Below are 21,475 nucleotides of genomic sequence, written 5' to 3' on the forward strand. Positions count from 1 at the left end.
GCTGGCCAAGCCGGCAAAGGAGAGATGAAATGAAGAAGCTTTATCGATCGCTGTCCGCCCTGGTTGGCGCGGTTGCACTGACCATCTTGTTAGTTCCTAACGCGAATGCTATATGTGGTGTCAATCGTCCGACGCCGACTCACACTGGCTATAACTATCAACCTGGAGGGGCACATTTTCTGCTGGCGAATGATGTGCTTGATAATTTTTCACCGATTGTGGGTATGTGGCACGTGAAGTTTTTCCTGAAAGATACGGCTGGGTTCAAAGATGGGACGGAGTTCGATGCGGGGTATTCGATCTGGCATGGGGACGGGACGGAGATCATGCAGTCTGGTGGCCGGCCGCCGCTCATCGGGGACATGTGCATGGGCGTGTGGAAGCAGGTGGGATTGAATGTCTTCAAGCTGAACCACTTTGCGGCTGCGTATGACAATACCGGATTGAACCTGATCGGGCCTGCGCAAATTCAAGAGCAGATCACGCTGGAACGTGCGGGGAATTCGTTTAGCGGGCCATTCACGATCGACCAGTACACCGAAGCTGGAAATCGGGTAGCTCACTTTCAGGGAACGATTACGGGAACTCGAATGACGGTGGAGACCCCGGCTACGAGTATCTTCTGAGGGCTTTGCGGATGGCTTGCACGCCTTCACTCCTGGCGATTTTGTGGGGGTGAAGGCGCGTGCTGCTTTAGTCGTTGCGGATGTCGAGAGAGCCCATGCCTATGTTGATCTCGAGTGAGCCTGCGCCGGTGCCTGGGTACACTTTGGTGACGGTGAAGTGACCGTCGGAGCCGCCGGGGCGGTGGTCGTGGAGCGTGCCGAGGCCTACGTTGACTTTCAAGTTGGAGTAGCTCTTGTCTTTGTCGAGGAGGAGCTGCATGTGGCCCATGCCTACGTTGAACTCTCGGTGGCCAGCGCTGCCAGCTGCGTTGAAGTCGAGGTCTCCGTAGCCAAGGTTGATCTCATTGTCGGAGTTCTGTCCCATGGGCATGGTGACGGTTACTGACGCTTGGGCGGACTTGGGGAAGTTGAGTTGGATGACGCCCTTGTCGGGCTGGACGCGGATGGTCCTGACGTAGTTGGCGACGGTGTAGCTGCCTGATTCGGAGTTAAGCACGATGGTGAGTTTGATCTGTTTGGCGTCGGGCTCAATATTTATTCGCAGGTTTGCACGACAGACGTGTAGTTTCAACTTTGCGCTTGCGTCGAAGGGGCGTGTGAGTTCGAGGCGGTGGGGCTGGACGATGTCGGTGGGGGCTGCGGTGTAGTCGTGGGTGGTGATTGGTTTGTCGGAGTCGGTACAGTCCATGGATTCAGATTGAGGGTTTGGAGCGGACTGGAATTTCTGGGGGGCGGCGTGCGCGGTTAAGGTGGCTGCAAAGATCAGGGCATAGGAGAGTGATTTGCGCACCGGATTTCCTTTCACGCGATGAGGTTTTGGTTCGTGGTTAGATACGGCGGGGGAGTGGGTTGGCTCCGTTCTCAGGGCTTCGGCCGAAGTTGCTTGAGGAGGGTTTCGGCGGTGGGTTGGGTGTTGAGGATGTCGGCGGGGGTGAGCCAGGCGCGGCGTAGTTGGGTGATGCCGTAGCGCATCTGGTCGAGTTCTTCTGTGGCGTGGGCGTCGGTGTTGATGACAATCTTGCAGCCGTGTTGTTTGGCGAGGCGGAGGTGGAGGTCGTTGAGGTCGGCGCGTGCGGGGCTGGCGTTGTGCTCGACTGCTACGCCTAGTTTCGCGGCTTGTTTGAGGACGGCGTCGACGTTGATGGCGTAGGGTTCGCGTCCCAGAACTTTGCGGCCGGTGGGGTGGCCGAGGATGCGGACGTGTGGGTTCTCGAGGGCGCGGAGGACGCGGGTGGTCATCTCTTCGGTGGGCTGGTTGAAGTGTGAGTGGACGCTGGCTACGACGATGTCCATTTGGGCGAGGGTGGAGTCGTCGAGGTCGAGAGCGCCTTCGGCAAGGATGTCCACTTCGATGCCGGGGAGGATGCGGATCTTGCCTTCCATTTCAGCGTCTACTTCGCGGATGCGCTTGATGTGGGCGAGGGCGCGGGTGTCGTCGAGGCCGTTGGTCATGGCGAGGTTTTTGCTGTGGTCAGTGATGGCGATGTAGGAGAGGCCGCGGGCGAGGGCGGCTTCGGCCATCTGACGGATGGTGTCGCGGCCGTCGGTGGCTTCGGTGTGCATGTGGAGGTCGCCGCGGATGTCGGCTCGTGTGATGAGTTGAGGGAGGGTGTGGTTTGCGGCGGCCTCGAGTTCGCCGCCGTTTTCGCGAAGTTCGGGTGGGATGTAGTCGAGGTCGAGGGCGTTGTATATTTCGGCTTCGCTGGCGGCGGCTACGATGACGTTGTCTTCGAGGCGGAGGAGCGCGTACTCGCTAAGGGTGAGGCCGCGTTTGATGGCGCGCTGGCGGAGGGCTACGTTGTGCATCTTGCTGCCGGTGAAGTATTGGAGGGCGGCTCCGTAGCTGGCGCGGGGGAGGAGGCGGACGTCGACCTGGAGGTTGTTGCGGAGGGTGAAGGAGACTTTGTTTTGACCTTTGGCTATGAGCTTGTCGATGAGGGGGAGCGCGGCTACGTGCTCGACGGCTGCAGAGACGACGTCGGGTTCGCAGGCGGGGCCGGTGACGAGGAGGTCGAGGTCGCCGACAGTCTCTCGGCCGCGGCGGAGGGAGCCGGCGGGGGTGATTTCGTCGATGCCGGGGAAGGCGCAGATGAGGTCGGAGATGGTGTCGGCGTGCTGTTGGGCTTTGTCGATGCGGAAGCGGCTGGAGTTCTTGCGGTGGTCCTCGATGCCTTTGAGGAGCTTGGTGACGAATTTTTCTCCCATGCGGGGGAGCTTGGTGAGGTGACCGGCCTTGGCGGCGGCTTCGAGGCCGTCAATGTCACACACCTGGCAGGACGACCAGACGAGAGCGACGGTTTTGGGGCCCATGCCGGGGAGGCGAAGGAGTTCGAGCATGGTGGGCTTGTATTTTTGCAGAAGCTCTTCGCGGAGTGGCATGGTTCCGGTGGTAAGGAGGGCCTGGATGTTTGCCAGCATGCCCTTGCCGATTCCGGCGATGGCCAGGAGCTGCTTTGGGTCATCTGCGATGGTGGCGAGCTGTGTGGTTTGCTGCTCGACGGCTTCGGCGGCGCGGCGGTAGGAGCGGATACGGAAAGGGTCGGCGGAGTCGATTTCAAGGAGGGAGGCGGTTTCGTCGAGGAGGCGGGCGATCGAGATATTGTCCATAGCAAAGCTTCAGAGGCCTCTGCGGCCACTGAGTCAGTATGCAACAAAATGTGAGGGAAAACGGTTTACAAGGGCCGGGCAGGGCTGGTCGTCAAACTACTTAAGCGACCGTAGGAGGTCTGATCGTATCTGTAACTCCCTACTGAGCCTGAGTTGCTTCTTTGAGACGAGCAACCTGATCTGCTTGAGGACCTTTACTTCCTTGGATGATGTCGAACTCTACTTCATCACCTTCTTTGAGGCTCTTGTAGCCTTCGCGTTGGATGGAACTGTAATGGACGAAGACATCGGCCCCACCGTCGCGGCCCAGGAAACCGTAGCCTTTAGCGTTGTTGAACCACTTAACCGTACCTTTGTATTGTGCCACTTTAGCGACTCCCTTTCTTGCGTCTTCACTAGGATGGTGCAACGGGAAGTGAAAGCGTTTCAGCGGTTGCGCCACTGGACAGTGTGACGCAAACATCGTTGCGGGAGTTTTCTGGAAGAAGCGCTCGCAGGCTGGTTATTTGTGGATAGCGACGGGTTTCCTGCGAATTTTGGATGGCGCAGCCCGATATTGCATGCGGGCGACAGCTTTGAGCAGATTTTTGCATGAGACTAAAACTGCTTCGTCCTGAAGGCGTTGCGTGGGTGATTCGACTGGTTGTTAGAGATGACCGGCGCGGCGGGCCGAGTCGTAGAGCATGAGGCCGATGAGGGTTTTGCCGTCGTGGATCTTGTTGGCGGCGATGAGGACGAGGGCTTCGGAGAGGGGGAGGCGGAAGATCTCGATGTTTTCGTCGGGCTCGGGCGTGGCGGTACCTTCGCGGAGGTCCCGGGCGAGGTAGATCTGCATCCATTCCCCGAGGAAGCCGGGGCTGGCGAAATACTTGGTGAGGAGGGTCCAGCGTTTGGCGCGGTAGCCGGTCTCTTCGATCATCTCGCGTTTGGCGGCGGCGAGGGTGGCTTCGCCGGCGTCGACGCGTCCGGCGGGCAGCTCGATGAGAAATTGGCCGGCGGCGTGGCGGTACTGACGGATAAGGATGATCTCGGGGTCGGCGGGGTTCTTTGACTCGTCGATGGCGAGGATGACGACGGAGCCGTTGTGGCGGATGACGTCGCGAGTGTTGACGAAGCCGCCGGGCTCTTCGAGCTTATCGGTGAAGACAGAGAAGACTTTGCCCTTGTAGGAGAGTTTCGAGGAGATGAGTCTGGGCTTGGCGAACTTCGAGGTCGGTTTGATGGTGGTTGCAGTCAGTGGTTTCGGGGCTTGGGTCTGGAGGGCGCTGGGTTTGGCGATCTGCTTTCTTTTTGCGGCCATGAGGCTAAAGTATCATCCTGCATCTAGACTTGGGTGACGGGCATCCAACGGAATGCCCAGAAAATTGTGCCATCTGGCTGAGGGTGGTCGCTGTTGAAGAGATTGAGGATAGGTCTGCATGAGTGTTGAGTGTTTTCCGATCACGGTGTTGCCGCATGTGTCGCGTATTTACAGCGACTATCTTGCGATGGCGGAGAGCGCGGGTGATTCGGCGGTGCGTCGGTGGTTTGGGGCTGAGCCATTTGCCGGGAAGTGGATCAGAAGCGGCGAGCCGGTGAAGGATGCCGGAGCGCTGGCGGATTTGCTGGAGAAGCAGGCGATTGAATTTGGTGCGGGGGATGCGGTCAAGGCAAATATTGCGAAGCTGAGAGCCGGGGCAAGGGCGGTGGTGACGGGGCAGCAGGTGATGCTGTTTGGGGGGCCGCTGTTGACGATCCTGAAGGCGGCGACGGCGGTGGCGCGCGCGAAAGAGGCGACCAGGGCTACGGGCGTCGAGCATGTGCCGGTGTTCTGGATGGCGACGGAGGATCATGATCTGGAAGAGGTGGACCAGGTTTCGCTGCTGACGAAGACTTCGGTGGAGAAGCTCTCGATGGGTGTGAAGTTTCCTCATCATGCCGTTCCTGCCGGTGGCGTGGTGCTTGAGGGGCATATCGATGGATTGTTGGAGCAGGCGAGTGAGTTGCTGGGGTATGCGCCTGTCTGCGATCTGCTTCGCGAGTGTTATGGGGTTCAGTCGGGGAGTGATCACGGGCCTACTTTGGGGAGGGCTTTCGGACGGCTGATGACTCGGCTGTTTGAAGAGCAGGGATTGATTGTGATGGATGCTGCGGGCCGGGGTTTTCACGCTCTCGGTGCGGAGACACTTCGATATGCGATCGAACATGCGGCAGAACTTGAAGAGGCTTTACTGAAGCGGACGAAGGAGCTTGAGTCTGGTGGGTATCACGCTCAGGTCCTGGTGAATGAGGGAGCTTCACTGCTGTTTCTTTTGAGTGATCCGCAAGGGATTGGAGTGTGGGATCGTGAGGCGTTGCGGCGGACGGCGGATGGGATGTGGAAGGCTGGAGGGCGGAGCTATTCGACTGCGGAACTGATTGCGATTCTGGAGACGGCGCCGGAGCGACTGAGTCCGAATGCGCTGCTGCGGCCGGTGTTTCAGGATACGTTGCTGCCGACCGCGGCTTATGTGGGTGGGCCGGCTGAGATTGCTTATTTTGCGCAGAGTGCGGTTTTGTATGAGGCGATATTGGGGCGGATTACGCCGGTGCTGCCGAGGTTGAGTGCGACGTTGCTTGAGCCGGCGATTGCGACTGTGATGGATAAGGACGAGGTGCATCTACCGGATGCGATGACGACGGCGGAGGCGCTGGCGCAGAGGCTGGGGGCTCGTGCGATGCCGATTGAAGGGAAGCGCAAGCTGGCGGCTGTCGGGAATGCGATGGAGAAGGAGTTGAGTGCGCTGACCGATTATCTGGGTGGGATGGATGCGTCGCTGGGGCGGGCGGCGGAGGTTTCGGGTTCGAAGATGCGGTATCAAATGAGTCGGCTGCGGCGGATGGCGGCTACGTTTGAACTGCAGAAGGAAGCCAGTCTGCGGAAGCATGCAGAGGCGATCGTGTTGAATGTATTCCCCGGGGAGCATCCGCAGGAGCGCGTGGTGGCGGGGGTTTGGTATGTGGCGCGGTATGGGGATGGGCTGGTGGAGAAACTGGTTGGGGTGGCGGGGAATCAATGTCCGGGGCATGTGGTGGTGCGGTTGTAGCGGATGTTTGAACCTCACGCTTTAGAATGGGTGGGTGAGGTGTTGCAATGGGATTGAGCGATCAGCCGTTTGAGGTAATGTGTCCGGATTGTGGGGGAATGCTGAAGGTGGATCCGGTGACGCGGTCGGTGATTGCGCATAAATCTGCTCCGAAGAAGAAGATGTTCGAGGACTTTGGCGAGGCAGCGAAGGCGTTGCGCGAAGCAGATGCGCGGAGAGATTCGATTTTTCAGCAGAGTGTGGATGCGCAGAAGAACAAAGATGATGTGATGGCGAAGAAGTTTGCTGAGGCGGTGAAGAAGGCGAAGGAGACTCCGTTGACGGATCGGCCGCTGCGGGACTTCGATTTGGATTAGTTGTTGCCCAAGTGCGATGTGGCTGGCGGCCGTGTCGCATCAATGTACGGTCGGCGTTGTTTCCGTCGCGAGTGGGGTTGCGAGAGCAGCGGCTTCGGCGGTGCAGTCGCGAGTAGGTTTCAGTTCCTTAGCGTGGGCAATTTCATAGTCTGCTTTGGCGGCGTCGAGATCGGCGAGGAAGGCAGGGTCTGCGTGCAGTCTCGCGACTGTGCTTGCGCCCATGATTCTGCCCTCGTTGACGTCACTTTGCCAATGCACGTTGCAGACTAGGCGACTGTCTCCGAACGAGCGTCCGCGCGCCAGGATTGCATCGGTTTGGGTCGGAGCAATTTCGGTGAGAATGAGAGCCCAGGCCCATCCGATGGTGGTGTGTCCCGATGGGTAGGAGCCGTCTTTCCTCAAGAACGCTTCGTCGTGTGGAGAGCAGGTCGGATGAGTGTTTTCCATGAACGGACGAGTTCGGTTGTAGTGATTCTTGGCGGCGTAGGTGGAGAGAGCAGCGTCGGTGAAGGATCGCCGCAACAAAATGTAAAGATGCGGTGTGTCGGCCTCGGTAATTGGAATACCCATGGAGCAGGAAAAGGTTTCGGCTACGTGAGGGAACGATAGATCTGCATCGCTCGTTGCCTGTTGCCAACGTGGAGAGCCTTGCAGCGTGAGGTTGGCTTTGCTGACAGCCTCGTCCAGTGCATAAACAGCGGTGCCGGGCGCGGGCGCGGGGGGAACTAAAGCCAAACTATTTGGCAACGTCGTCGGTGGCAAGTATCCGGCAAGGATGCCGGGCATGATCTCCGGCACCGAGATCAGTCCATAGGATTTTGTCTGCGAGGGAGTTGAAGGTGCCGTGGCGACTGAAGCAGGAACCGACGCCGGGGCTTGGGAGGCACTCTGTCCCTTGGATTGGGTTGCGATCGTGAGGCAAAGGACTGGAAGCAGGAACATACCGAAAGTTTTGATCTGCAAGGGTTATTCCTCCACGCGGCGCGTGATGTCTTGACTTCGACATTATGAACCCGTCCGCGACAATTTGTTCGTATGCGCGACTTCTTTGGGGTGATGGGCTGATCTTGAGATGCGACTCATCTAGCTGAATCTCTGGTGATCTTCGCCGGAGATTAACAGGAATGCACGCCTGCGTTAACCCAGCGTTGAATTGGCGTGAGTATATATGCGGCCAGCCTCGCAAAGCGTCTGCAATTGGGCTGTACCGAACTAGATAGGCATTGAAGGAGGACTTATGAGAAATCTTCTCGTCGTGCTCGTATGTATGGCGACCACCGGCTGGGTTTTGTGTCAACCAGCCTTCAGTCAAACGGATGTCGATGACAATTCACATCCTTTTCAGACAGACTCGGATTGGAATCACGACCGCCACTCTCAGGTCGTTCCGATTGGAGCGATAGGGGTTCCTGGAACTTCCAAGGCGAATCCCTTTGTCAGCTTCGACCAGGCTCGCGTCGATACCAAGTCACAATTGCTATTCGTGTCGAGCCGCTCGTCGAAGGCCGTCGCCATCTTCGATGCACTTACAGACAGAAAGTTGGGGGAGACGCCGGCCGTATTTGCTGGCGTTGGCATTGACAGTCCCCACTCGGGCCCCGACGGAAACGTGGTCGCTGGTCATTACCTGTTTGCTGGAGATTATCCGAGCACGGTAAGAGTATTTGACCTAAGCGTAAGTGTTTCTTCTCCACCCGAGGTCGCCGAAATCCACACAGGTGGCATGTTTCGAGCCGATGAGATGGACTATGACCCAGCGGAGCAGGTTGTTGCCGTCACGAACGGCGATTCAACTCCGGCCTTCATCACGTTGATCAGTAGCAAGACATTCAAGATCGTGAAGAAAATAGTTTTTGATGGGACTAACGGCACACCTGACACCTCGCAGGGGGGCATTGCCAGTGTTCTATATGACTCCCGAACCAACAAGTTTCTTATCAGCATTCCGGAGGTTGGATCGAATTTGACCGCGGGCGCAGTCGCGGTGATGGATCCTGCAACGGGAGACGTGACGCAGGTGTTTTCGGGGTTGGACAACTGTATGCCATCCGGGATGGCGCAGGGGCCTCGCGACAATGTTCTGGTCACCTGCGACCCGGGGTTCCCGGCGCCTGACCCGGTTCTCTTCGCGCCGCGCACTTATGTTATCAACGGGCGCACGGGAGCAATTCTGGCCAACATCCCGCAAGTGGGTGGGGTAGACTACGGCGCGTACGATCCGGTCGATCATGATTACTATCTGGGAGCGCGTGACTATTTCACGAGCCCGGGCGCAACTACAGCGTCTCCCGTGTTGGGTGTTATCGACGCCGAGACGAATGAGTGGATCGAAAACTTTCCTACGGGAACCAACGCTCATTCGGTGACGGTAAACCCTGTCAACAACCAAATATTTGTGCCGATCGAAGATCCGAATCCGCTTTGCGGAACGCTTCCCGGATGTGTTTCGGTGTTCACAGATGCGCGTCGAGGGTTCCAATGGTGAGAAATCGAGAGGCAATTTGAACTGAATGAGCGAGGTGGAAAGCCTCCGCTCTGTAGTAGCTAAATCCAAGGCTATGTGATCCGGCATTGATCAGCGGATCTTACATAGCCCTGCTGCGTTCAGTGCTGATTTATAAGATCGCTTGATTCTGCGCGCTTAGAGGTGAGTGAATCCTGATGGATTACTTGCGCGATTAGGAATGGTTTGGTTTAGACGGTAAACTGGAGGAATGCCACCAATCGTAAATGCGCAGGGTTTGACTAAGGCCTTTGGCGCGACGCCTTTGTTTCGTGAGATCAGTTTTACTGTGAGTGATGGAGATCGTATTGGGCTAATTGGGCCTAATGGCGCGGGGAAGTCCACATTGCTGAAGGTGCTTGCAGGCGATGAAGATGCCGATGCCGGGGATGTTGCGGTGCGGAAGCGGGCGCGGGTGGGATATGTGCAGCAGGAGTCGGTGTTTGCGCCTGGGGTGACGGTACGTGAGGTGTTGGAGGCCGCGCTGGTGCGCGCGAAGGTGGCCGAGGGGGAGCATGAGGGACGGCTGCGAGAAACGAGTGGGCGGACGGGTTTTCCGAGTCTTGATGCGGAGGCTGCGAGGCTGAGTGGAGGGTGGAGAAAGCGGCTGGCGATTGCGGAGGCGGTGGTGACGCATCCGGATGTGCTACTGCTCGATGAGCCTACGAACCATTTGGATTTAGCCGGGATTGCGTGGCTGGAGGAGCTGCTGAATGAGGGTAGTTTTGCTTGCGTGCTTATTAGCCATGATCGTTATTTTCTTGAGAATGTTGCGACAGAGATAGTGGAACTGAACCGTGTGTATGCGGAAGGCCTTCTGCGGGTGAAGGGGACGTACTCGAAGTTCATCGAGGGCAAGCAGGCGTATATGGAGGCGCAGAGCAAGCTGCAGGATGCGCTGAAGAATCGCGTGAAGATCGAGGTGGACTGGCTGCGTCGGGGGCCGAAGGCGAGGAGTACGAAAGCAAAGGCGCGGATCGATAATGCGCAGGATTTGATTGGGCAGTTGAAAGAGGTCAACTCGCGAGTGCAGACGTCGAGCGCGGGGATCGATTTTTCCGCGACGGATCGGCAGACGAAGCGGCTGGTAGAGCTGGAGGATGTTTCGGTTGTGCTGGGGGACCGGAAGATTGTTGAGGGGTTGAATTTTCTGGTGACCTCGGGGATGCGCGTGGGGTTGGTGGGGCCGAATGGGAGCGGGAAGACTACGCTGCTGCGGCTGTTGACTGGCGAGTTGGAGCCTTCGAAGGGGACGATCAAGAAAGCTCCTTCGTTGAAGATTGTCTACTTCAGCCAGATGCGAGAGCTCGAGGAAGAGGTGACTCTGCGGCGGGCGCTGGCTCCGGATTCGGACTCTGTGGTGTACCAGGGCCGGGTGGTGCATGTGGCTAGTTATGCTACGAAGTTTTTGTTTACGAGTGAGCAGCTGAATCAGCCAGTGGAGCGTTTGAGTGGGGGAGAACGGGCTCGGGTGTTGATTGCGAAGCTGATGCTGGAGCCTGCGGATTTGTTGTTGCTCGATGAGCCCACGAATGATCTGGATATTGCGACGCTGGAGATTCTTGAGGAGAGTTTGCTCGAGTACACCGGGGCTCTCGTCTTAGTGACCCACGATCGTTACATGTTGGATCGGGTGTCGACGATTGTGCTGGGGCTGGATGGGCGCGGTGGCGCGGAGATGTTCGCGGATTACTCGCAGTGGGAGCAGTGGAGGGGCGTGAAGGTGGAGGATGCGATTGCTCCGGGGGCTGCGGGGGTTGCGGTTTCGCCTGCTGTTCCTGCGACGGCTTCAAATGGAGCGTCTGGTGGGAAGAAGAAACTGTCCTATCTGGAGGCTCGGGAGTATGCGGGGATCGAGGCTGCGGTGGAGGCGGCTGAGGATCGGCTGCAGAAGGCCAGGGAGACGATTGAGGATCCTGCGGTTGCGGTGGATGCGGCACGGTTGACTGCTGCGCTGGCGGAGATGGAGGCGGCGCAGTCGGTGGCGGATGAATTGTATGCGCGGTGGGCAGAGCTGACGGAGAAGGTTGGGTAGGTCTTCGTCGTTGCGATTGCCTTGGGCGAGTGTTAGTGCTGGGCGAGAACGCGGTGGTCGGATTCGGACTGAACTTTGTCGAGGTCGTGATGGAGAAGCTGATTGTGCTCGACCATCACTTCGCCGCCGACGTAGACGCTGTCGATGTCACGCTCCGCAGCGATGAGAACGAGGTTCGCGTAGGGGTCTTCGAGTGAGACGCCGAGACGCTTTGGGTTGATGAGGAGAAAGTCGGCGAACTTGCCGGGTTCGAGTGAACCTAATTTGTCTTTTACGTTGAGGACGTCGGCGGATCCCATGGTGTGTAGCCAGAGGACCTGGTAGGGGCTCATGACAGTGGCGTCTTCGTACTTGTCGTGGATGGCGTAGAGGCCGGTGCGCATGTTTTCGAAGGGGTCGGCGAGATCGGCGCTGGCTTCGCCATCGACGCCCATGCCAACGCGGATGCCCATCTTGAGATATTTCGGGATGTCTGCCGTTCCAGACGCGAGGCGACCATTGGAGAGTGGGTTCCAGGACATGGAAGCGCCGACTTTGGCGGTTTGCTCGAGGATGAAGTCGTCTGCGTGGATGAAGTGACCGAAGATGAGTTGGTTGTTGAGCAGGCCGCTTTCTTGCATCCAGCGAAACTTTGACCGTTGCTCGCCCTGGTCGTCGGGCGCTTCGATGTAATGAGTCTGATTGCCGAGGTGGAACTCTTTCATCATGGCCGCTTCCATCACTGCCTGCTGGTAGGTGTTGTTGAAGGCAGTCATTCCACCGATCATGACGCTGAGAAAGTGTGAGTCGGGTGGTTGAGCGGCAGTCCAGTCTAGGAAGGTCTTGAGGCGCGTGCGCGCCTGCTCGATGGTGATGTTGGGAGACATTCGGTCGGGGGAGTAGCTGTGAACGAAACGGATGCCGGACTCCTGCGCACCGCGAAACTGGGCCTCTTCGAATTGGTTATTCAGGTCGGCGGTTTTGGCTCGTCCGCCGTAGGTGAAGTTGTAGGCGGTGGTGACGCCGTGTTCAAGATGGTCGAGTGAGCCGAGGAGAGCGAACCAATACATGTCTTCGGGTGAGGCTTTGGATGCGTGTTTGCCGTAGAGGTCGTCGATCCAGCCGGGGAGGGTTTTGTCGGCGGCGAGACCGCGGTAGGCTGCCTGCCAGAGGTGGCTGTGCGCGGAGATGAAGCCGGGAATCATGAAGTCGCCGTGGGCGTCGACGATTTTGTCGGCGTGGAGGCTGGCTGGCGGCTCGCCGGGTGCTACGGCCTGAATTGAGCCGTCTGATGCGATGGCTAGATAGCCGTTGATGGGCTCGCGTTGGTTGGCGGCCATCGTCATAATGCGCGCGTTGCGGATGATGAGCTTGGGATTCGCGGCGAATGATGGACAAGTCGCGATCGCGAGGAGGATGAACGTCCTGCGGAAGAGGATTGAGAGATGCCTGGCCATGGTTGTGTTTAGCGTGGATGGATTGTCAAGTCAATTGGAAAGTGTAGTGGCGCTTGCATTGTTTGTTTGGGGAGTGTGAGGCGATGGTTTCGCGATATGCTGCTGGGATTATGAAAAAACTTTTTTGCGGGATGGTTGTTGGGTTGGCGGGAGTGGCTTGTGCGGCGCAGGATGCGGGTGGTGCGGCTAAGCACGTGACGGTGTTGCATGCGGCGCGAATGCTGGATGTGGCGGCTGGCAGAGTGGTGGCGCCGGGTGAGGTGTTGGTGGAGGGAGAGAAAATTGTCGCGGTTGGGGCGCATGTGGAGCGACCTGCGGGGGCAGAGGTGATTGATCTCGGGGACACGACGCTTATGCCTGGGTTGATCGATGCGCATGTGCATCTGTTTCTGCATCCGGGGGCGGAAGATTTGCAGACGGTGCAGGAGAGTGTTCCGGAGAGGACGTTGATTGCGGCAGGGGCGGCGAAGGCGGATTTGATGGCGGGCTTTACAGCGGAGCGCGATATGGGGACTGAGGGCGCGGGATGCGCTGATGTTGCAGTGCGAAATGCGATCAATTCGGGATTGATTCCGGGGCCGCGAATGCGCATGAGTTGCAATGCGATCGATTTGACGGGCGGTCATGAGGACGCGATCGGGTATAACCCGGCGCAGAAGGTGCTCTCGAATGCCGACTATGCGGATTCGAGCGAGGAAATTGTGAAGGTGATTCGGGAGCAGAGGAAAGGTGGGGCGGACTTTACGAAGGTGTATGAGACAGGGAAGGATGGGGTGCGGGAGGGTGCGTTTGTGACGCCGTATCAGTACACGGAGGCGGAGCTTCGAGCGGCGGTGAAAGAGGCTGAGCGGACCGGCGGTGGAGTGGGTTCGGGGCGAGGGGGTAGCGGTGCATGCGACGGGAGAGCCGGGGACGGGGTTTGCGGTGGCTGCTGGGGTAGCTTCGGTGGATCATGCGTATCAGTTGAGCGATTCGACGATGAAGGCTATGAAGGAGAAGCAGATTTATGCTGTGCCTACGTTTGCGATCAGCGAATATTTCGCGGACCACGCTGCGAGCAAACCGGCAGAGGCAAGGGAGAGGCAGTTGATTGTGTATCATGCGGCCGAGTTTAAGAAGCAGCTTGCGGCTGGGGTGCCGGTGGCGATGGGAAGTGATGTGGGGCCGTTTCCGCATGGCACGCAGGCTCGTGAGCTGGAGTTGATGGTGGAGTTTGGAATGAACCCAGCGGCGGCGTTGCAGGCGGATCTGCTGAATGGAGCGAGGCTGCTGGGTTGGTCGGGGCAGATTGGGGAGTTGAAGGCTGGATACTTTGCGGATGTGATCGCTGTGCCGGGAGATCCGTTGGAGAATATCTCGGCGACGACGAAGGTGGTGTTTGTGATGAAGAATGGGGTCGTTTACAAGCGGCCTTGAGGTGCAGCCTGAGGGTGGGCTCAGGCTGACCACTGCTCGTCGGCGGAGGGGCCGTAGAGTGCGGGGACAGGGATGTCGTTGAGGCGGAGATAGACGCCTAGCTGCGCGGTGTGGTGGATGAGGTGGTCGAAGCACATCTGGCGGAAGGATTGGGAGCGTGGAGCGTGCGAGATGATCGTTTCGCCGTAGGAGAACTTCCAGGGCTTTGAAAGGTGTTCGTCAGATGCGGCAGCGAGCGATGCGCGGCATTTGGCGGAGCTTTCGTCGAGCTGCTTCAGCGCATTTTCGCGTGTGGTGAACTCGAGAGGCATGTGAGGGCGTTTTGAGTTGGCCATGTCCATGCCGTCGTCTTCGAGGATGTAGTGGCCGAACATGAGGAGGGTGGCGCAGTGCATGGCGAGCCTGCCGAAGGGCATGGATTTGTCATGACACTTCCAGTCGGTTTTGCCTTCTGGGACGCGCTCGAGGGTGCGGCGCGTGTTGGAGACTTCGGTGTCGAAGTCCTGGAGGAGAATTTCTGAGATGGTCATTGGTGCTCCTTCAAAGTTGGAGAGAAGGATATACGAGGAAAGCTACAGATGGATGAGACTAAGCAAAATGTGGCTCCTCTCAACTGCGCAACGGACGATGAGACTGTCCGCTGCTTCGGTCGAGATGACGGAGGTTCGAGTGGGAGGAAGACTGTCGATTGATCTTTACAGGCCGGTGACGTTGAAGCCGCAGTCTACGAAAGTGATTTCGCCGGTGATACCGCTGGCTAGATCGCTTGAGAGGAACATGGCTGCGTTACCCACTTCGAGCTGGTCTACGTTACGGTGGAGTGGGGCGCGTTGTTCGACTGCGGTAAGGATACTGGTGAAGTCGCTGATGCCGCGCGCAGCGAGGGTTTTGATGGGACCTGCGGAGATGGCGTTGACTCGGATCTTCTTCGCGCCGAGGTCGGAGGCGAGGTAGCGGACCGCGGCTTCGAGGCCGGCTTTGGCTACGCCCATGATGTTGTAGTTGGGGAAGACCTTTTCTGCGCCGTAGTAGGTGAGGGTGAGGATGGAGCTGCCTTCGGCCATGAGGGGTTCGGCGGCGCGGGCGAGCGCGATGAGGGAGTAGACGCTGATGTCGTGAGCGATGCGGAAGTCTTCACGGGCGGTGTTGAGGACGTTGTTCTTGATGTTGGGAGCGAAGCCGATGGAGTGGACGAGGATGTCGATTTTTCCGTAGGCGGATTTGAGTTGCTCGAAGACGCTGTCGATGTCGGCGTCGATGGAGACGTCGCAGCGGAAGGTTTTGGTGTTGGGCAAATCGGCGGCGAGTTCTTCGGCTTCGCGCTGGAGGCGCTCGTTCTGGTAGCAGATGGCGAGGGTGGCGCCGGCTTCGGAGAGCTTCTGGGCTATGCCCCAGGCGATGCTGCGTTTGTTGGCGAGGCCGAAGACGACGGCTACTTTGCCTTTGAGGTCAATCATGATGTTGGATGTCTCCTGTTTCAATTGCGCAAGATTGAGGATATCAGCGTATCCGGTGGCGCGAATACTGTCGGCACGGTGACGCATGAGGATACGACTTGATCTATGCTGGATTCGCAGCTAAGGAGACCAAGAGCATGTCGGAGTTTTCGCGGAGACGGTTTTTGCAGACGGGGAGCGGGTTGGCGATGTCGGCGGTGTTGCCGGGTGCGGTGATGCTTGGGGAAGAACAGGCGCAACCCGTCGCGAGTGGGGACCGGGTGAGATTCGCGAGCATCGGGGTGGGGATTCAGGGGTCCCAGTTGTTAAGGAACGCTGTGAGTCTGCCGCAGGCGCAGTGTGTGGCGGCGTGCGATCTGTATGACGGGCGGCATATGCTTGCGAAAGAGATTGCTGGACCGAATATCAAGACGACGCGGCGCTATCAGGAGATTCTGGAGGATAAGGATATTGAGGCGGTGATTGTTGCGGTGCCGGATCACTGGCATAAGCAGGTGACCGTCGACGCGATTCGCGCGGGGAAGGATGTGCACTGCGAGAAGCCGATGGCGCACACGATCCCCGAGGGCGAGGAGATGGTTGCGGCGGTGAAGGGAAGCAAGAACTTTGTCCAGGTTGGTTCGCAGCGGGTGAGCTCGAAGGTGTTTGCGAAGGCGAAGGAGTTGTATGACTCGGGCGCGATTGGCGAGGTGCATCAGGTGGAGTTGCAGTTGGGGAGGAACTCACCTGGTGGTGCGTGGGTGTATCCGCCGCCGCTTGATCTGTCGCCGGAGACGCTGGACTGGGTGACGTGGCAGGGGACTGCGCCTAAGAAGGCGTTCGACCCGATTGCGTTTGCGCGGTGGCGTGCGTTTCATGAGTACGGCACGGGCATGGCGGGCGATCTGATGGTGCATCTGCTGACGGGGATGCAATTTGTAACTGGCATCAACGCAATTCCGGATCGAGCTTATTCGATTGGGGGGATCTATCGCTGGAAGGATGGGCGGAATATGCCGGACCTGATGGTGACCTCGTTTGAATATGGCAATGTGCCGGTGACGGTGCGGTTGACGCTGGGGACGGAGACGCCTGAGGTCACTCGGGTGATGGGGCCGAAGGGTGTTATTGAGATTTCGAACACCAATACGGTGACGTTGATTCCTGAACTGGGAGTTGATCGCTCGCCGGCTTATGGGATCAACGGGTTTCCGGCTGCGATGCATGCGCAGTATGAGAAGCAGTGGCATGCAGAGCACGATGCGTTTCTGGCGGAGCATCCGCTGGATGACACGATGATGTGGAAGGGGCCGTCGTGGGATGAGCTGAGGCCGCACCTGGCTACGTTCTTCGATGCGGTGAGGTCGAGGAAGCCTGTGGTGGAGGATGTGGTGTTTGGGCATCATGCGGCGGCGGCTTGCCACATGGCGAACGCTTCTTACTTCGAGAAGAAGGTGATCCTGAAGACTGCCTAGGCTGTCAGCCAGTCGTACTGCGCGTCGGTGAGAGGGACGACGGAGAGGCGGAACTGGCGAAACAGGATTGAATCTTTGAAGACGGCGGCGGTGCGCATGTCGGCGAGGGTCTTCTCGGCTTTGAGCCGCTTGACCGGCTTGATGCGAACTTGTGGGTTTTTGGGATCGGTGGCGTCGACGGAGACTACTTTCGCCAAGCCCACGGCCGCTTTGCCAACGTTGGAGTGATAAATGACGAGATTTTCGCCCTTTTTCATGCCGCGGAGGTTGAGAAGAGCCTGAGGGTTGGAGATACCGTCCCACGTGGTCTCGCCGTCGCGTTCGAGGTCGTCGAAGGAGTATTTGGTCGGTTCGGTCTTTAGCAGGAATGCCATTTGTTTTGTCTCTTTTCGTTGAGGTCGACAAGAAGCTGCTTGTGGCCGGATCTAGTTTAGCCCCCGAGGTCGATGAGATTGACTTCGGCGACGGGCTTGCCGAGAAAGTTGGAACCTAGTCGCTGAAATTTTTCGATGGAGTCGGTGGCGTAGAAGGTGCAAGTGGGTTTGGCGTCGCTGGTGCGATTGGGAAATTGCCGGGCTACGAGGGCGGCGGTGGCGCGGGCGGCCGCGTCGGCAGAGTCGATGATGGTGAGCGGGTGGCCGATGGCGTCGAGGGTGCGGTGGATGGCCTGTTCGATGAGGGGATAGTGGGTGCAGCCGAGGAGAAGGGTTTGGGTCGCGGGGGCGGCGGCTAGGGCCTCGGTGAGATAGATCTTCAGGACATCGTCGGTGACGGGATGGTTGGTCCAGCCTTCTTCGACGAGAGGGACTAGGAGGGGACACGCCTTTTCGCAGGCTTCGAGGCCGAGGGCATTGAGCGCGCGGGTGTAGGCGTGGGATTGGACCGTGGCGGCGGTGGCGAGGACGAGGACGTGGTGTGGGCCGTCGGGAAAGCTTGAAGTCGTGAGGGCGGCGTGGGCGCCGGGTTCCACTACTCCGATGACGGGGATCGGGAGGGCTTCCTGAATGTCTGGGAGGGCGAGTGCGGTGGCGGTGTTGCAGGCGATGACGAGAAGGTCGGCGCCCTGGGCTTGGAGGAACTTTGCGCTGGAGACGGCGTAACGCGCGACGGTCTCGCGCGACTTGGAGCCGTAGGGGAGACGAGCTGTGTCGCCGAGGAAGATGTAATGCGCGTCAGGGATGAGGGCGAGAAGAGCCCGGAGGACGGTGAGACCGCCGAAGCCAGAGTCGAAGACGCCGATGGTGAGGGACTTTGCGGTGTTTGGTTGGGCTGCGGGTCTTTCGGTCATGGCTGTTTGATAGCTTTCGTTTATAACTGAGGAGTTTCGGTGGGCGGGGCCGGGTGAACGGTGGTGTCGACCGCTGGATAGGTGCGGAGGAGATCGGCGTGACCGGCGAGGGTGTCGTGCGGCTGGCCGTCGACGAGGAAACGGATACTGGTGACCTCGGGAAGAGCGGCATGGAGAGTCCCGATGATCGATTGCAGGGTGAGGGCTTCGACCTGAATGCCTGAGGGGTGGTTGTCTACGAAAGAGCCGCGGAGATTGACGATGGCCAGCTGTTTGGCTTCGGTTGGGGCAGAACTCGTTGAGGGTTTGTTGGGAGAGTTGGGCGGTTCGCCGAGCAGGAAGACGTCGTCGACTGCTGGGCCGCTTTGGAGTGGATGTTTCGAGGTGGGGAGAGAGTAGGCAGTGAGGAGGTGATCGAGCAGGGTGCGGGCGCGGAGAGTGGGGGCCTGGGGGAGCGCGAGGGATTCGGTGGTTGGTGTGATGGAGGCGTCGGTGTCGTTGGCGAGGTAGAGGGTGACGTCCTCTGTGCTGGTGGCTGTCGGAGCGGCGATGGGGGTGGCGTCGTTGAGGGCGGCGAGGCGCTTGTGTGCCTGCTGGCAGCCGCGGAGCAGAAAGGCGGACATGAGGAAGATGCCGGCGAAGAGGCTCCAGAAGAGAATGCGCTGGTAGCGGGGGATCATCGCGTGACTCCGGCGGGAGCGCCCAGGTTTCTGCGCCAGGTGGTGAGGCCGGTGGCGATGGCCTGGGCTATCTGCTGTTGGTAATTGGCGTCGCTTACGGGGGTTGTGTCACCGTCGGCGGGGGTGAGGGGGGCGATCTCGATGGCGACGGCGGGGCAGGTCAGGTTGTCGAGAGAGCGAAGGGAGGCGCGGCTGAGCAGGACGGGGAGCCTGGCGTGAAGGAGGGCGAGGCCGAGGGTGTTGGCCAGGCCTACGCTTTGCGGGATGGAGGCGGATTGAGCGGTGTCCCAGGGAATCGGGCGTCGCGTGTCGGCTTCGTTGCCGTCGGGCGGAGGGAGGTCGGAGGTGATGATGTGAATGCCGTTGCCGCCGGCGGTGGCGTGGAGAATGAGGCAGGCGGTGGGATGGGAGTGATTGGCTATTTCGGCGCGCTGGTCGGTGGTGAAGGAGGCTGTAGGGTCGGAGTCGCGGGTGGCGATGACGGAGAAGCCAGGGGAGGAGAGGGCAGTGCGAAGGCGGGCAGCGAAGGAGAGGGTGAGGCTCTTTTCGGGGAGATTGTCGGAGAGCCGGGCGCCCGAATCGGAGCCGCCGTGGGCTGGGTCAAGGAAGATGACGGTGCGAGGTAGGGGTTGCTGGGCTGAAAGGGAGGCAGCGGCGAGGCTCGTCAGGAGAGCGAGTACGAGGCGCGCGGCGATGGGGTTAGCGGGGAGAGTCAAGGGATAGTGAGTGGTCGCGGAATTGATTGTAAATGTCGGGATGGGAATGCGTAGGTGACCGCGTAGGTGATGAGCGGAAAGACGAAAGCGGAATGCGGGGGCTCTCGACTCCGCCGCTCACGGCAAGACTGTGAGCGGCCGCGATCGAGATGACGATTTAGTCGAGGGCGTAGATGGCTAGGCCGCTGAGGAGTTTGGGGTAAAAGTCGGTGGATTTTTGCGGCATGACGTCTCCAGATAGCGAGATGTCGCGGAGCTGGGCGAGGGTAATGGGCTTGATGAGGAAGGCGATGTCCGCATCGCCGCTGGTGACCAGAGCGGTGGCTTCGGAGGCCTCGCGGATATAGCGGACGTTGCCGAGGCGGGTGATGGTGTCCTGATCGAGGCCGAGGAGCTTGTCGAGGATGATGGAGTGGAGCTGGACGACGTCGAGCTGGGCCTGGCGCGGAGAGATGGCTTTGAGGGCTTGTGCGATGACGTCGGGCTTTGGAGTCATGAGATAGTTGCCGTCGCCGGTTGCGGCGAGGAAGGCGGTGCCGTGGGTGGCGTTGAGGACGGTCAGGTCGGGGGTGGCGAGCTCTTTGATGTTGAAGTAAGCACTGGCTTTGGTGACGAAGTCGGGCGAACTGAAGCTGGGCAGACCGTGGACGACGCGGTGGGTCGGCAGGATAGTGATGCCGGGTGCGTCCATGTTGACGAAGGTCATCATCATGGCTGCTTCGGGGAAGGCGGGGGTGGGAAGGGTCGAGCGGGTGTCGCCGTCGGCGATGACTGAGGGAGAACCGTGTTCGTCGCCGGGGATGGGCTGCTTGAAGGGGAGCTTGAGTTGGGCGGAGCGCTCCTTGGCGTAGGCGACGGAAGTCTCGTAGCGATGGTGGCCGTCGGCAATGATGAGCTTTTTGTCCGCCATGGCGGTGAGGAGCAGATTGATGATGTTGGGATCGGAGATCTTCCAGACGCGATGGACGACGTTGTATTCGTCGGTAATGGCGAGGTCGGCTGGAGCGGTGTCGGGGCCATTGGGGCCGCTGGCGCCGAAGATTAGTTTTTCAGCGGTGAAGGCGGGGTCGGAGTAGAGCATGTAGATCTGCTCACAGTATGCGCGGGTGGCCTTGAAGAGTGCGAGGCGGTCGGACTTGTGCTTGGGGAAGGTCTGCTCGTGGCGGTAGACGACCTTGTCGGCGTAATCGTAGAGGTGGCCGAGGGCGATGAAGCCGCGGCGTTCGCGGGTCTCGTCGGTGCCGGGGACGGTGTAGGTCTGGGAGTAGCCGTAGACGGCGGGCTCGGATTCCTCGGCGAGGATGCGGTCGTGGCGCCATTCGCGGAGGGTTTCGGCGGCGCGGGTGTAGACGTTGTGTGCCTGCTCACCTGCGGGGAGGAAGTCCTGGGGGTCGGTGTCGCCGGGCTCGTGTTTGCCGAGGATGATGCGGATGAGGTTGTAGGGACTGGCTTCGTAGTAGCGCTGCTGCATGGCCGGAGTGATCTTGTCGTAGGGCTGGGTGACGACGTCTTCCATGTTGACGCGGGCGGGGTCGTAACGGAGGGCGCGGAAAGGGTAGAGACGGGCCATGCTTCGAGGTTTCTCCAGACTTGGGATATGAGGTGATTGTACGGGTTGGAGTGTGAAAGACAGAGGAAGAAGGGTTAGGTCAAATCCGGAAGCGCACGGAGAACGTTGAGGAGACAGAAGTACGACGTTCTCGCAAGGAAATGATGACAAAAGGGGTTGACACGGGGTCTATTATCTTCAGAACGCAATAACTGATGGACTTGGCGGTCTGGCAAGTTGACTATCGAGGAGACGATGTGAAGTCCTCACTGAGGTTACGACTAATT

Annotated in this window: 20 protein-coding genes and 1 pseudogene; 8 read left to right on the forward strand and 13 right to left on the reverse strand. The window is 59.2% G+C overall.

From position 1 onward, the window contains the following. Window positions 1-29 precede the first annotated feature (29 nt). Window positions 30-626 carry a hypothetical protein gene (locus RBB77_RS09515; protein WP_353066818.1) on the forward strand — a complete coding sequence of 199 codons (597 nt, stop codon included), beginning with the start codon at window positions 30-32 and terminating at the stop codon, window positions 624-626. A gap of 67 nt (window positions 627-693) precedes the next feature. Here RBB77_RS09515 and RBB77_RS09520 read toward each other — a convergent pair whose 3' ends face one another. The 4 genes from RBB77_RS09520 to RBB77_RS09535 all read right to left on the reverse strand — a co-directional run bounded on the left by RBB77_RS09520 (window position 694) and on the right by RBB77_RS09535 (window position 4,533). Next, window positions 694-1,416 carry a hypothetical protein gene (locus RBB77_RS09520; RefSeq protein WP_353066820.1) on the reverse strand — a complete coding sequence of 241 codons (723 nt, stop codon included), beginning with the start codon at window positions 1,414-1,416 and terminating at the stop codon, window positions 694-696. A 71-nt stretch (window positions 1,417-1,487) separates the two neighbouring features. Next, window positions 1,488-3,233 (reverse strand): DNA polymerase/3'-5' exonuclease PolX, encoded by a 1,746-nt coding sequence (gene polX, locus RBB77_RS09525; protein WP_353066822.1) that lies wholly within the window; start codon window positions 3,231-3,233, stop codon window positions 1,488-1,490. A 139-nt stretch (window positions 3,234-3,372) separates the two neighbouring features. Beyond that, window positions 3,373-3,600 (reverse strand): cold-shock protein, encoded by a 228-nt coding sequence (locus RBB77_RS09530; protein WP_353066824.1) that lies wholly within the window; start codon window positions 3,598-3,600, stop codon window positions 3,373-3,375. A 279-nt stretch (window positions 3,601-3,879) separates the two neighbouring features. Then, a complete protein-coding gene (locus RBB77_RS09535) occupies window positions 3,880-4,533 on the reverse strand; it encodes an NUDIX hydrolase (protein ID WP_353066826.1) in 654 nt (217 codons plus the stop codon). Window positions 4,534-4,651: 118 nt separating this feature from the next. Between RBB77_RS09535 and bshC the strand changes: the two genes are divergently transcribed. Then, entirely contained in the window at window positions 4,652-6,298 is a 1,647-nt protein-coding gene (gene bshC, locus RBB77_RS09540; protein ID WP_353066828.1) for a bacillithiol biosynthesis cysteine-adding enzyme BshC, read from the forward strand. 47 nt (window positions 6,299-6,345) lie between these two features. Next, window positions 6,346-6,654 (forward strand): hypothetical protein, encoded by a 309-nt coding sequence (locus tag RBB77_RS09545; RefSeq protein WP_353066830.1) that lies wholly within the window; start codon window positions 6,346-6,348, stop codon window positions 6,652-6,654. 39 nt (window positions 6,655-6,693) lie between these two features. On the opposite strand, the gene RBB77_RS09550 is transcribed toward RBB77_RS09545, so the two are convergent. Next, the gene (locus tag RBB77_RS09550; RefSeq protein WP_353066832.1) at window positions 6,694-7,617 is read right to left on the reverse strand and encodes an acid phosphatase; all 924 of its coding nucleotides are present in this window, start codon (window positions 7,615-7,617) and stop codon (window positions 6,694-6,696) included. A 274-nt stretch (window positions 7,618-7,891) separates the two neighbouring features. Between RBB77_RS09550 and RBB77_RS09555 the strand changes: the two genes are divergently transcribed. Further along, entirely contained in the window at window positions 7,892-9,139 is a 1,248-nt protein-coding gene (locus RBB77_RS09555; protein ID WP_353066834.1) for a hypothetical protein, read from the forward strand. A gap of 229 nt (window positions 9,140-9,368) precedes the next feature. Beyond that, on the forward strand, window positions 9,369-11,192 hold the full coding sequence (locus tag RBB77_RS09560) for an ABC-F family ATP-binding cassette domain-containing protein (RefSeq protein WP_353066836.1): 1,824 nt from the start codon (window positions 9,369-9,371) through the stop codon (window positions 11,190-11,192). Window positions 11,193-11,224: 32 nt separating this feature from the next. On the opposite strand, the gene RBB77_RS09565 is transcribed toward RBB77_RS09560, so the two are convergent. After that, the gene (locus tag RBB77_RS09565) at window positions 11,225-12,628 is read right to left on the reverse strand and encodes an amidohydrolase family protein (RefSeq protein ID WP_353066838.1); all 1,404 of its coding nucleotides are present in this window, start codon (window positions 12,626-12,628) and stop codon (window positions 11,225-11,227) included. A 353-nt stretch (window positions 12,629-12,981) separates the two neighbouring features. Between RBB77_RS09565 and RBB77_RS09570 the strand changes: the two are divergent. Together RBB77_RS09570 and RBB77_RS09575 are read left to right on the forward strand one after the other, a co-directional pair. After that, window positions 12,982-13,419, forward strand: a pseudogene (locus tag RBB77_RS09570) (amidohydrolase family protein); the annotation flags it as partial. A gap of 133 nt (window positions 13,420-13,552) precedes the next feature. Then, window positions 13,553-14,044 carry an amidohydrolase family protein gene (locus RBB77_RS09575; protein WP_353066840.1) on the forward strand — a complete coding sequence of 164 codons (492 nt, stop codon included), beginning with the start codon at window positions 13,553-13,555 and terminating at the stop codon, window positions 14,042-14,044. A gap of 20 nt (window positions 14,045-14,064) precedes the next feature. On the opposite strand, the gene RBB77_RS09580 is transcribed toward RBB77_RS09575, so the two are convergent. Both RBB77_RS09580 and RBB77_RS09585 read right to left on the reverse strand, forming a co-directional pair. Next, window positions 14,065-14,574, reverse strand: coding sequence for a DinB family protein (locus tag RBB77_RS09580; RefSeq protein ID WP_353066842.1), 510 nt, complete (start codon window positions 14,572-14,574; stop codon window positions 14,065-14,067). A 165-nt stretch (window positions 14,575-14,739) separates the two neighbouring features. Beyond that, window positions 14,740-15,501 carry an enoyl-ACP reductase FabI gene (locus tag RBB77_RS09585; protein WP_353066844.1) on the reverse strand — a complete coding sequence of 254 codons (762 nt, stop codon included), beginning with the start codon at window positions 15,499-15,501 and terminating at the stop codon, window positions 14,740-14,742. 137 nt (window positions 15,502-15,638) lie between these two features. Between RBB77_RS09585 and RBB77_RS09590 the strand changes: the two genes are divergently transcribed. After that, window positions 15,639-16,955, forward strand: a complete 1,317-nt coding sequence (locus tag RBB77_RS09590; protein WP_353066846.1) for a Gfo/Idh/MocA family protein — start codon at window positions 15,639-15,641, stop codon at window positions 16,953-16,955. On the opposite strand, the gene RBB77_RS09595 is transcribed toward RBB77_RS09590, so the two are convergent. The 5 genes from RBB77_RS09595 to RBB77_RS09615 all read right to left on the reverse strand — a co-directional run bounded on the left by RBB77_RS09595 (window position 16,952) and on the right by RBB77_RS09615 (window position 21,209). Then, window positions 16,952-17,329 (reverse strand): EVE domain-containing protein, encoded by a 378-nt coding sequence (locus RBB77_RS09595; RefSeq protein ID WP_353066848.1) that lies wholly within the window; start codon window positions 17,327-17,329, stop codon window positions 16,952-16,954. The two genes, RBB77_RS09590 and RBB77_RS09595, sit on opposite strands and share 4 nt — an antisense overlap. Before the next feature lie 56 nt (window positions 17,330-17,385). Beyond that, window positions 17,386-18,243, reverse strand: coding sequence for a glutamate racemase (gene murI / locus RBB77_RS09600; RefSeq protein WP_353066850.1), 858 nt, complete (start codon window positions 18,241-18,243; stop codon window positions 17,386-17,388). A gap of 20 nt (window positions 18,244-18,263) precedes the next feature. Beyond that, window positions 18,264-18,923, reverse strand: a complete 660-nt coding sequence (locus RBB77_RS09605) for a GerMN domain-containing protein (RefSeq protein WP_353066852.1) — start codon at window positions 18,921-18,923, stop codon at window positions 18,264-18,266. Then, window positions 18,920-19,639, reverse strand: coding sequence for an N-acetylmuramoyl-L-alanine amidase family protein (locus RBB77_RS09610; RefSeq protein ID WP_353066854.1), 720 nt, complete (start codon window positions 19,637-19,639; stop codon window positions 18,920-18,922). Before RBB77_RS09610 ends, RBB77_RS09605 begins: the two co-directional genes overlap by 4 nt. A gap of 157 nt (window positions 19,640-19,796) precedes the next feature. Continuing rightward, window positions 19,797-21,209: a DUF1015 domain-containing protein gene (locus tag RBB77_RS09615; protein WP_353066856.1), complete on the reverse strand. Its 1,413-nt coding sequence runs from the start codon at window positions 21,207-21,209 to the stop codon at window positions 19,797-19,799. Between the last annotated feature and the right edge of the window lie 266 nt (window positions 21,210-21,475).

Origin of the sequence: Tunturibacter psychrotolerans, assembly GCF_040359615.1 — a bacterium.
Lineage (GTDB): Bacteria > Acidobacteriota > Terriglobia > Terriglobales > Acidobacteriaceae > Edaphobacter > Edaphobacter psychrotolerans.